This window comes from Streptomyces axinellae (assembly GCF_039532135.1).
Classification (GTDB): Bacteria; Actinomycetota; Actinomycetes; order Streptomycetales; family Streptomycetaceae; genus Streptomyces; species Streptomyces axinellae.
This window is the reverse complement of sequence record NZ_BAAARJ010000005.1, coordinates 69,095-82,245: the sequence shown is the minus strand read 5'-3', so window position 1 is coordinate 82,245 and position 13,151 is coordinate 69,095. Positions and strand designations below refer to the sequence as shown.

15 protein-coding genes and 1 tRNA gene are annotated in these 13,151 nt (G+C 72.0%); 11 read left to right on the top strand and 5 right to left on the bottom strand.

The window, feature by feature from the left end; translation table 11 throughout:
- Nucleotides 1–202: 202 nt before the first annotated feature.
- Both ABD339_RS08785 and ABD339_RS08780 read left to right on the top strand, forming a co-directional pair.
- Nucleotides 203–556 carry a hypothetical protein gene (locus ABD339_RS08785; protein WP_344563938.1) on the top strand — a complete coding sequence of 118 codons (354 nt, stop codon included), beginning with the start codon at nt 203–205 and terminating at the stop codon, nt 554–556.
- Nucleotides 557–775: 219 nt separating this feature from the next.
- Nucleotides 776–982, top strand: coding sequence for a hypothetical protein (locus ABD339_RS08780; RefSeq protein WP_344563936.1), 207 nt, complete (start codon nt 776–778; stop codon nt 980–982).
- A gap of 60 nt (nt 983–1,042) precedes the next feature.
- Here the strand turns inward: ABD339_RS08780 and ABD339_RS08775 are convergent, their stop codons facing one another.
- Nucleotides 1,043–1,372 (bottom strand): MerR family transcriptional regulator, encoded by a 330-nt coding sequence (locus ABD339_RS08775; protein WP_344563934.1) that lies wholly within the window; start codon nt 1,370–1,372, stop codon nt 1,043–1,045.
- A gap of 622 nt (nt 1,373–1,994) precedes the next feature.
- Here ABD339_RS08775 and ABD339_RS08770 point away from each other — a divergent pair.
- From ABD339_RS08770 to ABD339_RS08730, 9 genes are all read left to right on the top strand, one after another.
- Entirely contained in the window at nt 1,995–2,414 is a 420-nt protein-coding gene (locus ABD339_RS08770; RefSeq protein ID WP_344563933.1) for an ATP-binding protein, read from the top strand.
- Between the two features lie 152 nt (nt 2,415–2,566).
- Nucleotides 2,567–3,025: a hypothetical protein gene (locus tag ABD339_RS08765; RefSeq protein ID WP_344563931.1), complete on the top strand. Its 459-nt coding sequence runs from the start codon at nt 2,567–2,569 to the stop codon at nt 3,023–3,025.
- A gap of 934 nt (nt 3,026–3,959) precedes the next feature.
- Entirely contained in the window at nt 3,960–5,177 is a 1,218-nt protein-coding gene (locus ABD339_RS08760; RefSeq protein ID WP_344563929.1) for a helix-turn-helix domain-containing protein, read from the top strand.
- A 100-nt stretch (nt 5,178–5,277) separates the two neighbouring features.
- The gene (locus ABD339_RS08755) at nt 5,278–5,556 is read left to right on the top strand and encodes a hypothetical protein (RefSeq protein ID WP_344563926.1); all 279 of its coding nucleotides are present in this window, start codon (nt 5,278–5,280) and stop codon (nt 5,554–5,556) included.
- Nucleotides 5,557–5,843: 287 nt separating this feature from the next.
- Nucleotides 5,844–6,104 (top strand): hypothetical protein, encoded by a 261-nt coding sequence (locus tag ABD339_RS08750; RefSeq protein ID WP_344563924.1) that lies wholly within the window; start codon nt 5,844–5,846, stop codon nt 6,102–6,104.
- Nucleotides 6,101–6,550, top strand: a complete 450-nt coding sequence (locus ABD339_RS08745; RefSeq protein WP_344563922.1) for a hypothetical protein — start codon at nt 6,101–6,103, stop codon at nt 6,548–6,550. The genes ABD339_RS08750 and ABD339_RS08745 overlap by 4 nt, the downstream gene beginning before the upstream one ends.
- Entirely contained in the window at nt 6,547–6,825 is a 279-nt protein-coding gene (locus ABD339_RS08740) for a hypothetical protein (RefSeq protein ID WP_344563920.1), read from the top strand. Before ABD339_RS08745 ends, ABD339_RS08740 begins: the two co-directional genes overlap by 4 nt.
- 391 nt (nt 6,826–7,216) lie before the next feature.
- A complete protein-coding gene (locus ABD339_RS08735; protein WP_344564426.1) occupies nt 7,217–7,678 on the top strand; it encodes a hypothetical protein in 462 nt (153 codons plus the stop codon).
- 67 nt (nt 7,679–7,745) lie between these two features.
- A complete protein-coding gene (locus ABD339_RS08730) occupies nt 7,746–8,399 on the top strand; it encodes a class I SAM-dependent methyltransferase (RefSeq protein WP_344563918.1) in 654 nt (217 codons plus the stop codon).
- Nucleotides 8,400–8,690: 291 nt separating this feature from the next.
- On the opposite strand, the gene ABD339_RS08725 is transcribed toward ABD339_RS08730, so the two are convergent.
- The 4 genes from ABD339_RS08725 to ABD339_RS08710 form a co-directional block, all read right to left on the bottom strand.
- Nucleotides 8,691–8,763: transfer RNA gene (locus tag ABD339_RS08725), tRNA-Lys, on the bottom strand.
- Between the two features lie 276 nt (nt 8,764–9,039).
- On the bottom strand, nt 9,040–11,307 hold the full coding sequence (locus ABD339_RS08720) for a DEAD/DEAH box helicase (RefSeq protein ID WP_344563916.1): 2,268 nt from the start codon (nt 11,305–11,307) through the stop codon (nt 9,040–9,042).
- Between the two features lie 425 nt (nt 11,308–11,732).
- Entirely contained in the window at nt 11,733–12,389 is a 657-nt protein-coding gene (locus tag ABD339_RS08715) for a hypothetical protein (protein WP_344563914.1), read from the bottom strand.
- A gap of 250 nt (nt 12,390–12,639) precedes the next feature.
- Nucleotides 12,640–13,002 carry a metallopeptidase family protein gene (locus tag ABD339_RS08710; protein ID WP_344563912.1) on the bottom strand — a complete coding sequence of 121 codons (363 nt, stop codon included), beginning with the start codon at nt 13,000–13,002 and terminating at the stop codon, nt 12,640–12,642.
- Nucleotides 13,003–13,151: the final 149 nt, after the last annotated feature.

Genomic DNA, 13,151 nt, shown 5'->3' with positions numbered 1-13,151 from the left:
CGCGGCGTGACGTGGCGTGTCCGTACCGTAGACGGCCGCTCGGAGGCGGGCGGGTGACTTTCGGCCGTACCGGCGGCGGGATGGCGGGGGGCGGGTAGTGCCCGTACGCCCCGCGCGCCGGGCAACCTGACGCGCATGTCACCGCGACCGGCGCAGGCGCTTCCGGGAACTCGGGCGGCCCCAGGACGCGTCCGTAGAGGGCATGGACAAACGTGTCGAGTCGTCCGGCGCCATCGGCTGTCTGGTGGCCATCGCCGCTGCGGCGGCCGGGTTCGCCGTGTGGCGGCATGGAGCCGGGCCCGGTCTGTCCGGCGGCTTCGAGGGCGAACGGGACTGGAGCCTCCTGTACGGGGAGTTGCCGGTCATGCTGCTCGGAGTCCCCGCGGTCACGCTGGCGGTCTGGCGGCTGACCGGTTCCGCGCTGAGCCGCCGGACGGGCCGGGTCACCCGGACCGTGATCCCGCTCGCGGCGGCCTCCGCCGCTGTGGCGATGCTGGCCTGGGCGAGCCTGGCCTGGCTGGACACCCGCGTCGCACCCTTCGTCCACCCCGGGTAACGGCCGCCGCCGCCCGGACGGCCTCGCGGATCGACGAGGATCGCCGCGCGATGCCGCAGCTCGGCGCGGGACGCCGCGCGGATCGGCGCGGGACGCCGCGCGGATCGCCGCGGGACGCCGCGCGGATCGCCGCGGGACGCCGCGGCTCGTCCGCAATCGGCGGGCCCCGCAAGCTCGTCGTCACCCGCGGGCACTCCGCCGGTCGGCCTGGACCGCTTCTTGGCGGCGTGGGTCCTGCTGGGGCCGTGTCTGGTACGAGACGAACTCCTCCCCCGCATCGGCCCCTTCGCCCTCTACGGGTCGCTGTTCACCATCGGCCTCGTCCACATCGGCCTCGTCCACGTCGGCCTCGCCACCCGCCGCCACTTCCCCGCCTTCGCACCGGCCCCCGAGCCGGTACCCCCCGGGGAGGCCGCCGCTGATTGACACCGACGAGGCTGGCACCGAGGAGGAGGTACCTACGGGGCCGGGTTCACGAAGTCGCGCCTACGAGGCGGTATCGCGGGTGCGAAGCTGTTCGTTGATGCGCTGCGCCTCTTCGAGCTGGTCTTCGAGGATGATGATGCGGCAGGCGGCTTCGACGTGGGTGCCCTCGTCGACGAGCGCGCGGGCGCGGGCGGCGATGCGCAACTGGTAGCGGGAGTAGCGTCGGTGGCCGCCTTCGGAGCGCAGTGGGGTGATCAGGCGGTTCTCGCCGAGCGCGCGGAGGAAGGCGGGGGTGACGCCGAGCATTTCGGCGGCCCGGCCCATGGTGTAGGCGGGGTAGTCCTCGTCGTCCAGGGAGCCGACGGCGGGGCGGGTACTGCGATCGGGCATAGACCTCTTCTTTCGGGCGCATCGAGGGGCCCGGATGCCGTAGAAACTGGCACCCGGGCCCCGAGCTTTCAACACCATCTACCGGCCGACTGCACCGGCCTTCTTATTCCGCCGCTCCGCTTGGGAGGTCGGAGGCGGGGGGATCGCGAATACGTGACCGGGGATCACCTTCCAATCCGGGGTCTGCGGTACCTGGGCGGTGCTGTCTCTCGCCCAGGCGATCCTGATGGCGTCTGCTCCTATCTCATTCCGTTACTCGCTTGTACTGCTGGATTCCGCGGTGACTGCGTGCGGCCCCTGGGGCCGCTCGGCCCGGCAGTCAGCGAGGGGACCCACCGCTTCCGGCCCCGCCGCTCCACTGCCGTTCCGCATCCTGCCTGTCCTGCTCCCACGGCAGTTCGTCTCTGCCGTGCTCTCTTCGACTTCTTCCCGTCGAGAAGAAACATTAACCCCGACACGCACCCATGTCTACATCCGCCACCATAGATTTTCGACGGGGCCGATGGTCGTAGTTCTCCCACCCACAGGGAGGAAAAGATGGCTGTGCGGGACTGGGACCACCCACAGGGGGCATAAGCCCGAACTTCAGCGCCCACAACCGAGACAGACGGGGTGTCAGCGCATGAACAACGACACGAAGACGACCACCACGGAGGCCCCCAGGCGCCCCCTCACCTTGGAAGACGACAGCCCGGCAGGTGTCCCCCGGGCCCGCGATGTCGCCCGCGCCTTCGCCGACAGCCTCACCCCGGCCCCCGCCGCGGAGACGACCGAGACCCTGGCCCTGGTCGTATCCGAACTCGTCACCAACGCCCTGCGCCACGGCGGCGGCCGATACACACTCGAACTCAGCGCCACCGCCGACACGGTGGACGTCGCCGTCAGCGACCTCAACCCGGCGCCCCCGCGTGAACGGGCCCCGGACCTCAACGACGGTACCGGCGGCTTCGGATGGCACATGGTCCGCCGCCTCACCGACAGCGTGACCACCAGCCCCGGCCCCGGACGCGGAAAGACCATCCACGCCCACCTCACCCGTTGACGCGACCCACCGGGCCGCCCGGACCGGACTCCCCGGCGCACGGGAGGGCGCACGCGAGGGCGCGCGGGCGGGAGAACGCCCGAGCCCCGCCGTGTCACCCGTCCGAGTGGCACCCCGCAGCACGCCCCCGCGCGAGAGCTACGCTCGACGCGATGACCGACTTCGCCGACGAGGCGCGTACCCGCAGGGCGCACATGCTGCGCATGGCAGAGGCGCAGGCCGAGGAACCAGATGAGATGCGAGTCCTGCGGGCCCGCGTCCTCGACTACCTCGACAACACCCCGGAGCCGCCGGTCATGGCGTCCTACGGCGTCAGCACAAAAGGCTGCCCGAAATGCCACCGCACGATGTGGCACCAGAAGGACCACGAGGGACACCACTGGGTGTGCGCCTCCTGCGGGCACTTCGAAGAGCTGGTGATGACGTGCCCGAGGTGCGGCGAGGAGATGAAGCCGCCGTTCCTGGAACAGATCGACCGATGGACCTGCCGAACCTGCAAGCTCGTCGCGGCATCGGGGGAGTCCGAGCAGGAAATGCTGCAACGCGACGACGAAGTACGCCAGGCAGTCCGAACGCTGGACGCGGTGATCGAGGACCGGGCCGGGGAGTAGCCCCAGGGGGCCGACGGGGCGGCCGGAAACGGGCGGTTTCAGTCGGCACCGAGGGGCCTGGTGTCACCGAGACCGTCGCGGGAGCTGACCGCGCCCCGCCGTGAAACGGGGACCCGTGGACGCCATCGCACTCGGCGCGCCGCTCGTCGGCGTCGGCGGGCCGACAAGCGCCGTGGTGACGGCCGTGGCTCCAACTCGCCGAACGGCACGCACAACCAGCCGCCGACCAGGCCGAGATCGCACGGCTGCGCGGCATATCACCACGCTGGAAAAGGGCTGGAAGAGGATGCGTCATGACCCGCGCCCAGCACGTACTCGCCCACCGCCGGCGACCTGTACTGCTGGCGCGTGCGTCCTCGTCGCCCTGTCCGGCACCTGGTCGTGATCCGGGCCCGCATCGCTCACGAAGCCGCCCGCGTCCAGCGGCTGGCCGCCGAGGCGGGATGGTGCGGCAATTCCGTCACCACCTTGGCCGGTGACGTCCGCACAACCGCGCGGGTCAGACCAAGGGCGGCACCGGCACACCCAAGGCGCCGGATCCCGGCCGCCCGCTACCGGGTCCACCGAAGCGGGCCGAGGCCCCCTTACCGATCCCGGGCCCGCGGGGGCCGAGCGGCTCGCCGGGCAGGACCGGACGAGCGGGCGCCGACGGGAGCGCCCAGGCGCCGCCCTGGGCCCCGGACGCGCTGGTGTGCAGAAGAGACGGCGCACACACCCGAGCAGGGTGCCCAGCCGCAGAGCGCCGCCGTGATCGACCGCAAACGCTGGTAACCACGAGCCCCCGCCGTTTCCCTCACGGGACGGCGGGGGATTTCGTCATGTCCGGGCACGTCAACGGCCCCCACTCCGGGAGGAGATGGGGGCCGTGTCCGTCGCCGCCGGGTCCGTGGAGGCGTACCGTGCTGAGTGTCCAGGTCAGAACGAGGAGTCCAGTATGCCCGATCACTCTGACATCAGCACCGAGACGTTCGGAATGAGGGTCCGTCGCGCCCGCGAGCGCAACGGTCAGACCCGTGCCGTCGTCGGCGGACTAGTCGGCCGCAGCTCCGAATGGGTAAAGGCCATCGAGAACGGGCGCCTCAAGGTGCCACGGCTGCCCCTCCTGCTGCGCCTGGCCGACGTCCTCGGCGTCAACGATCTCGCCGATCTGACCGGCGACGACCGCGTGACAACCGCGACCCACGCCAAGACCGCCCATGAAGCACTGCCGGCCGTTCGCGCCGCCCTCGCCACATACCAGTTGTCGGGGCACGACGACGCCCCCGAGAGTGCTGACGAGTTGGCCCGCCGGGTCTCCCATGCCTGGCACCTCTGGCACGCGCCAGGCGCACACCGCACCCGGGTCGCCGTCGTCCTCCCCGACCTGCTGGCTGACGCTCAACACTCGGCCCGTGCTCTCGACGGCACGGAGCGCCGTCGAGCCCTGATCTCGTTGTCCGAGACCTACCACCTCGCCCAGCTCTTTCTGTCATTCCAGCCCGCACCGGAGCTAGTCATGCTCACCGGGGACCGGTCGATGGCCGCAGCCCAGGATGCCGACAGTCCTCGTGCGATGGCCGCCGCCGCCTGGTACATGAACCACGTCTTCCGAGATGCTGGCGAGCGGCACGAAGCGCGCGTTGATCTGGCGATGAAGGCTGCCGACCTGCTGCGCCCGGAGTCCTCGCCGGATGACCTCGCAAGGTGGGGAATGCTTCACCTGGCCGCCGCTCTGTCCTACGCGAAGGTAGGCCGCCGCGGTGACGCCGAACGCTTCTGGGATCGCGCCGAGGAAGCGGCCCGACGGCTCGGCCCGAACTACGCTCATCCATACCTGATCTTCGGCCAGGACATGGTGGACGCCTACGCGATCACCATGCAGAGCGATCTCGTCCGGCCGGGCGGCGCAGTGGAAGCGGCGAATGCGATCGAGGTCGATGGGATGCCCTCGGCTACGCGTGTGTCTTTCCACCAGATCGAGTCGGCGCGCGCCTATGCGCTCCAGGGCGAGACGGTGGCAGTGGTGCATCTCCTGAAGCGCGCGTTCGAGACTTCGCCGGAAACGATCAAATACAACCTGTTCGCGCTCGCGACCTTGCGGGAGATCCCTGACCGGGGAATCGTCCGTGACGATGTGCGGTATCTCCGCAGCAAGTTGGGTGTGCCCGCGTAGGTACAACCTGTACCCCTGATGAAGGGGGTACGGACCATACCCCGCCGCTCTCCCTAACATCCTTACTGTCTGTGTCCTCATTACTACAGGGGATGCAGCAATGACGCAGACGACGGAGAGCACGTCGTGGCCCGCCACACCTGGCGCGTACCTGGTGGACACCAGCACGACCAACCTTGGCGGCCGACCGTCCCCGCCGTGGGTGGGCCGCGTGCAGATGCCGCTCGACAGCGGCCGGGTGCAACTGGTGACGCACACCGGCTACGGCTGGCCCGCCGACCCGGAGAACCTGCGCGAGGCCACGGCCGCCGAGCGGGCCGCCTACGACACCTCCCGCGCCCGCTGGATCCGCACCCCCATCCCCGGGGTGCGGCCGTGACGACGATGACGCTCCGCGTCTCCCACGACTCCGGACGCACTTGGGGTCGGCCCCGCACGCTCCGCGAGGACGAGACCACCCAACCCATGCCGCTCTCCCGGCCGCTGGAGTACCCGCCCTGCGCCTGCTCCCGATGCTGCAAGGGCCGTGAGCGCAATGCCACTTGAACCGATCCTGGCTACGCGCCGGCCGGGGTGGTGCGGCCGATGCCCGGCCTGCGACAAGCCGCTGACCGTCATCAAGGTCATCGAGAAAGCGCGCGGCACCGCCCCCGTCACCATCGTCCGGTGCCGCTGCGGCTGCACCACCAGGAAGGCGAGCCGCCCGTGACCGAACCCGAACGCGAGCACGGTGCGGGCGGGCAGGCCGAGCCCGAGCCGTCTGCCCGCCCGGAGTGCGACCAGTACGGCCACATGATCCGCGCCGCCGAGGGCCGCGACGAGACGGACCTCGGGCAGACACTCGCCGACGTGCTCACCCAGCACCGAAAACGACACCACCCCGCCCCCACCAACACCCCCACCACCCGTCTACGGAGTGTCTCGTGAGCAGCGTTTCTGTCCTCACCATGGTCGAACTGCTCATCAACCCCCTCGACGAGCAGCTCCGTGCCGACCAGGACCCGCTGGAAGTGATCCAGCGGCCGGACGTGCAGGCGTACTGGCAGGCCCTCACCCCTCACGACCACATCACCACCCTGGCGGCCCGCGCCTGGGACAGCCGCATCGTCCCCCTGCCCAAAACCTCCATGGTCCCGGAGGCCGTCGCCTACGCGGCCGGACTCCACGAGATGGCCGGCCTCGTGGCCTCGCGCACCGAGTGCGAGGACCGCATCAGGTCCCAGGGCTTGCCCGGCCCGACGATGAGCCTGGCCGCCAACGTCCTGCTCCTGGCCGCCATCCGCCAGGACGTCATAGCCAACGAGAACGTGGGTTGCCCCGTGTGCCGCCAACCCTGGGCACCCCACCCAGCAGACAGGGGCGAGCAGGCGTGATCCTCCCCGAGAAACCGCGCCCGCCCGAGCCCCGGCCCCGGGTCCGGCACCCCCGGATCGCAGCCCGGCTCCGCGACCGCCCCGGCGTCTGGCATCAGATCGCCGACCGCCGTCCCCTCAGATCGGCACACAATCTCGCCACCAGCATCCGCACCGCGTACCGGCACCCGGGCTACCAGCCGCGCGGATCGTTCGAAGCGAAGGTCATCCGCCGCGGGGAGGACGCGACCGTGCTCGCCCGCTGGACCGGCCCGCAGACGAACACGGCGCGATGACCCCACAGCCCCCACCCGCCGGGACCGGTCATTCCCCCGCGACCACCCCGGCGGGTGGGCCCCACCCGCACCAGCTCTGAGGGAGGTGACCCATGACGACGGATCAACCCACCACCGTCCGCACCATGATGTGCAGCTGCGGCGGCGCGATCAGGACCGGCAAGGACGGTCGGCCCAAGTGCAGCAGCTGCGGAACGAAATTCTGACCCGCCCCCGGGCGGCGGCGCGCACAGAGGTCCAGTCCGAAGCGCACCGACCACCCCGGGACGGCCACCCCACCCATTCGAGACAGGAGAGGCACACGTCAGTACAACACGACACCGCCACACCCGAGGCCGACGACTTCGCCGCCCTCCTCGACCCGCCCGACCAGCCTTCCCGTGACCCGCGCATCCTCCTCAACGCGGTACGGCCCCACATCAGCGACCTCACCTACAACGTGCTGGAGTCGCCCGGCTCGGTGGACATCGACCTGTACGAGCGGGAGGTACGCCTCCTGCTCCGCGACACGGTCCCCGTCCGCAGCCTCGCCGAACGCATCCTCGACAACGCGATCATGTACGTCATGACGTCGCTGGAGCGGCCGGACCTCCACCTGGGCGTCGGCAAGACCGTGGACATCGGGGTGCACCAGCTCATCCTCGACACGCCCGTCTACTTCGCCCTGTGCCGCCTGTACAACGAGGGCCGCTACAAGCACCACGCCCCGCTGATCCGGCGCCGCGGAGACGGCACCGTGCTCCGCACCGCCGACGCCATCCGCGCCAACGGCTTCACCCCGGACGAGAAGCTGTGGGCCAGCGACGGGGCGAACTGCTCGCCCTGCGACGACAAGTCGCCCGACAGCCACTGACGCCCGACAAGGTGCCCGCCCCGGCCCTCACCCGCCGGGGCGGGCACGCCCCCGAAAGGACACTCCCGTGCCGGTACCGCACGACATCACGGCCGAGACCGAGCTGTGGAACAGCTACGCCGAGTCCGCCTTCGACCCCGACGCCGGCCCCGTCTTCCGCTGGACCCAGTACAAGGACCACGGCCCCGGCCCCGAACTCCTCGGCGACCCGGCGACCGCGCTGGAGATCGGCTGCGGCACCGGCCGGGCCGTGGCCCACCTCGCCGGACACGGCGTCCGTGCAACGGGCCTGGACCTGTCCCCGGTCATGGTCAAGAAGCTCACCGAACGATGGGCCACCACAGGCGCCACCTTCGTCCAGGGCGAAGTCCTCGGACACCTCGCTGTCGCGGCGGACACCTACGACGCGATCTACTCGGTCTTCGGGTGCGCCTGGTTCGCCGACCCGGGCCGGCTCTTCCCCCTCGTGCGCGCCCGCCTCGCCCCCGGGGGCCGGTTCGTCTTCTCCCAGCCGCCGGCCATCCCCGGCGCCTACGGACCCCAGGGCATGTACAAGGGAGGCTTCGCGGGACCGTCCATGTTCACCTACCGCTACAGTTTCCGCCCGCAGGTCTGGGAACGGCTCCTGCTACGGGCCGGATTCGAGACAGCAGAGGCCACCGTGCTCGACCCGCCCGACCCCGGCCACATCGGCACACTCATCGTCACCGCCCACACCTGAACGCCCCGGCCGGCCGCGTCCCCCGTCGCAGACGACCAGGGCCACGACGACCGTCTGGGGAGGCAAGCCGACGAGCGGCTGCCCCGCCACGCCCCCAGGTGCGGCGGGGCAGTCAAGCCGGCGCCGTCGGATCCTCTCGGTCAGGGATCCGGCGGCGCCTCCGCGTGCGCTCACGCACGCGCACGCTGATCGCTGACGTTTCGGCCGAGCACCGGCCGAGCGGATGATCTATGCGCCCCCCGGAATGCACAAGACCCCAGGCCAGACGGTGTCTGACCTGGGGTCCAGCGGTAGGCCGTGTGGGACTCGAACCCACAACCAATGGATTAAAAGTCCACTGCTCTGCCAATTGAGCTAACGGCCCGCACGAGCAGCATAGCCCGGCCACTCGGCGGGCCTCGAAGGCATTCCCGGTTGAACGCCTTCGAGGCTGGTGTCGAGCGGAAATTCGATACGCGGCGCGGGCCAGGGGCTGGGGGCCGGGGCCGGGGGCCGAGCCGGTGACAAGCACCCGCCCGGGACCCGGCCCCGCCAGCCGCCCACGCAAGCCGTCAGGCCCTCAAGCCGTCAGGCCCTCAAGCCCTCAAGCCCTCAAGGCACAGATCCCCAAGGCCATCAAGTCCCAGGCCGCATCAGGCCGTCAGCCGTTGCGCTTCCAGCGGGGCTTGTCCGCGCGGCGGTCCGAGGTGCGGTCCGAGGTGCGGGGGGCCGGAGCGCGGCTCGGGCCGTAGGAGGTGGTGCGGTGCTCGCCGCCGCGGCCCTGCGGGCGGCGGTCGTCGCGCCGGTCGCGGTTGTGCGGGCGCTCGCCGCTGCGGAACGCCTCGCGGCGGAAGCCACCGCGCTCGCCGCCGCCCTCGCGGCGGTCGTCCCGGCGGAAGCTGCCACGGCCACCGTCCCGGCCGCCCTCGCGGTTGCCGTCCCGACGGTCACGGCCGCCGTCCCGGTCGCCGTCGCGGCGGTCGCGGTTCTGGCCGTAGGGGCGCTCGTCCCGGTCACGCTCGCGGCGGAAGTTGCCGCGGTCGTCGCGGCGGTCGTCCCGTCGGAAGCCGCCTCGGCCACCGTCCCGGCCGCCCTCGCGGTTGCCGTCGCGGCGGTCGTAGGAGCGGGGGCCCCGGTCGCGGTCCCCGCGCTGGTCGCGGTCCCGGTCGCGGCGCTCGCGCTTCTCGCGCTCGGCCCGTTCCGCACGCTCGGCGCGCTCGCGCCGCTCGGCCTCCGCCTTCGCCTCGGCGGCGGCCTCCACGGCCTCGGCCTCGGCGGCGGCGGCGAGTGCCTCGTCGGGGTCATCGCCCCGCTCGCGCGCGGCCCGTGCGGTCAACAGCGTGGCTTCCTCGCGCAGTTCGGCGGCGCGGCGCTGGAGCTGCTCCAGCTGGCGGCCGAGCTGCTTGGCCTCGCGCTCGGCCTGACGGGCCGAGTTGGCCGCCGATTCGGCCTGGACCTCGGTCAGCGAACGGGCGCCTGTGATACGCGCCACATCGTCGTCGAAGACGTCACCGCGCCCGATGAGGTGGCGCGAGGCGTCCACGCCCGCGTCCTCCATCAGCCGGAAGATCTGCCTCCGCTGGTGCGGCAGGGCCAGCGACACGACGGTGCCGGACTCGCCGGCACGCGCGGTACGGCCCGAGCGGTGCAGGTAGTCCTTGTGGTCACCGGCCGGATCGACGTTCAGGACGAGGTCGATGCCATCGACGTGGATACCGCGCGCGGCGACGTCCGTGGCGACCAGGACGTTGACCTTGCCGCTCTTGAAGTCCTCCAGCGTGCGCGTACGGGCGCCCTGGGTCATGCCGCCGTGCAGCGCGTCGGCGCGCACGCCGGACTCGCCGAGCTGCTCGGCGACGCGGTCGGCACCGAGCTGGGTGCGGACGAAGATGATGGTGCGGCCCTTGCGCGCGGCGATCGCGGCGGTGACGGGCGCCTTGTCGCGCGGCTTCACGACGAGCACGTGGTGCGTCATGGTCGTGACGGCGCCCTGTGCCGCGTCCACCTCGTGGATGACCGGCTTGGTGAGGTAGCGCCGCACCAGCGAGTCGATCTCCTTCTCCATCGTGGCGGAGAAGAGCATCCGCTGGCCGCCCTCGGGCACGAGGTTGAGCAGCTCGGTGACCTCGGGCAGGAAGCCCAGGTCGGCCATCTGGTCGGCCTCGTCGAGGATCGCGGTCTCGACGTCGTCCAGCGAGCAGGAGCCACGGTTAATCAGGTCGCGCAGCCGGCCGGGGGTGGCGACGAGGATATCGACGCCGCGCTCCAGCGCGGAGATCTGGTTGGCCATGGACGTGCCACCGCAGACGACCTTGAGCCGCAGGCCCAGGGTGTCGCCGTAGGGCTGGAGCGCGTCCGAGACCTGCATCGCCAGCTCGCGCGTGGGCGTCAGGATGACGCCGCGCGGACGCTTGCGCTGCGTCCGGCCGCCGCTGAGGCGGGTGAGCAGCGGGAGACCGAAGGAGAGGGTCTTGCCGGAGCCGGTGCGCCCACGGCCCAGGACGTCCTTGCCGGCGAGCGCGTCCGGGATGGTCGCGGCCTGGATCGGGAAGGGCGTGGTGACGCCGTTCTGGCTCAGCTTGCGGACGACGGCCTCGGCGAGGCCCAGGTCGGCGAACGTGGGCCCGGCGGGCTCGGCGGACTTCGTGGATTCAGCGGTCTCGGCGACCTCGGCCTCGGCGGGCTGCTCGGCGGCGGGCGCCTCGTCCACGACGGGAGCTTCATCCGCGGCAGGGGCCTCGGCCACAGCAGCGGTCTCGTCCGCAGCGGGAGCCTCGGTGGGCGTCTGGGCCGGCGTCTCAGCAGGCGTCTCAGCGGGAGCCGGGACGGTGGCCGTCTCGGTGGCCGTGGCCTCGGTGACCGTGGTCACGTCGGCCGGCTCGGGGTTGCTGTCCTCGGACAGGACAGTGGCAGTGGTGGTGACAGACATGCGAAATGCGAACCTTCCGGAGTCATTCGGCACGCGCCCAGAACTCCGTGAATTCGCAAACGACCGCCTCAATGCGGTCAGCCACGGCCAGAGAGGAACGCGCCACGCGGCGCGCTGGATAACGGCGCCGGGCAAATGGGATCAAACGATCTACCAGCATACGCGGCACCTGTAGCCGCACGCAAATGGCCCCCTGTCCGCCTCTCCGCACCCTCCCCGGCGCCCTCTCCCACGACCACCCCAGCGGCCCCCGGACGCGAGGTCGGCCTCTCTCTCCGGGCCGGAGGGAGCCGGCAGCGGAGCTTGGTGCGGCCTGGTTGCGCGGAGGGCCGCGCCCGGATGCGAGGGGATGGGCCCGGCCCGGGTCCGCAGGGGGACCCGGGCCGGAGTCCGGAGCCGAGGAAACCACGCCCCATCCCCCACTCTCAGGCCGTGGGGAGCCGGGCGTTGGTGCCTGAGACGCCGGTGCGGCTGGGGGACGCCTCGGTTCTGACGGGCGAGGGGTCGGGGTCCGGCTTGCTCGGGGAGGGCGTGGGGGAAGCGGTGGGGGTGCCCGGACCGCCGCCGCCCGGACCACCGGAGCCGCCCGGTCCGCCCGGCGGGTGCGGGTGCCTGGTCGGCCGGGACCCGCCGCCCGAGGGGGCTCCGGACGTGGACGCCGAGGGGTCGCCCGCGCCCCCTCCGCCTGCTCCGTCCCCGTCGGCGGAACCCTTGTCGCCCTTGCCGTCCGCGCCGCTCTTACGGTGTTTGCCGTGCTTGTCGCGGGCCCCGTCACCGTGCTCGCCCTTGCCGCGGTGCTTGCCGCCGCCACGGCCGTGGCCCTTGCCCCGCTTGTGCTCGCCGTCCTTCCCCTGGCCGCGCCCGGCGCCGTACGCGGATCCGTCGAGGCCGCCCTCGGGGGCCGCCGCGCCTCCGTGGTCGTCGGAGCGGCTCCCCACCGGTGCCGTGCCGCCCTCACCCGCGTCGTCGGCGCCCTGCACTGTCATGCATCCGCTGAGCGTGGAGACCGCCGCGAGTATCAGCGCACTGACGGTCGTACGGGCGACGACGGTGGCGGCGGGTGCGGTACGGGTTCGGCGCACGGCAGGGACCTCCAGCGCGGGGCATCGGCGAGTGCGTTGCCCAACTCCCCGTCACCCCAACAGGTCACGCGCCACGGCGCCCACGGCGCTCGGAACAGCGCGCGCACACCCCCACGAAGCGCCCCCACCCCGCGCCCCTCGGCCGCCCCGCCCCGCCCCGCCCGACCGCGGGCAACGGGCCGGGAAGCCCGCCATCCGGCATCCGGGCACCCCACATCCGGCGGAGCCGCACCGCGCGGTCCCCGTACGGTCACCCGTAGCCGAGCGCGTGCAGCCTCTCGTCATCGATGCCGAAGTGGTGGGCGATCTCGTGCACCACCGTGATCTCGACCTCTTCGACGACCAGTTCCCGGCCGCCCTCTTCCCGTTCGACCATCCGGAGCGTGGGACCCCGGTAGATGGTGATGCGGTCGGGGAGGGCGCCCGCGTACCACTCGCCGCGCTCGGTCAGCGGGGTGCCCTCGTAGAGCCCGAGCAACTCGGGGTCGTCCGCCGAGGGCTCGTCCTCGACGAAGACCGCCACGTTGTCCATCAGCCGCGTCAGCTCCGGCGGAATGCGGTCGAGCGCCTGGGCGACCAGTTCCTCGAACTCCTCGCGCGTCATCTCCAGCACCCGCCCATTGTCGGCCAGGCGCACCCCGGCCACTACCGGCGGGGGGCCACTACCGGCGGGGACCTCGGAGGGGGCCACTACCGGCGGGGACCTCGGAGGGGGCCACTACCGGCGGGGACCTCGGAGGGGGCCACTACCGGCGGGGACCT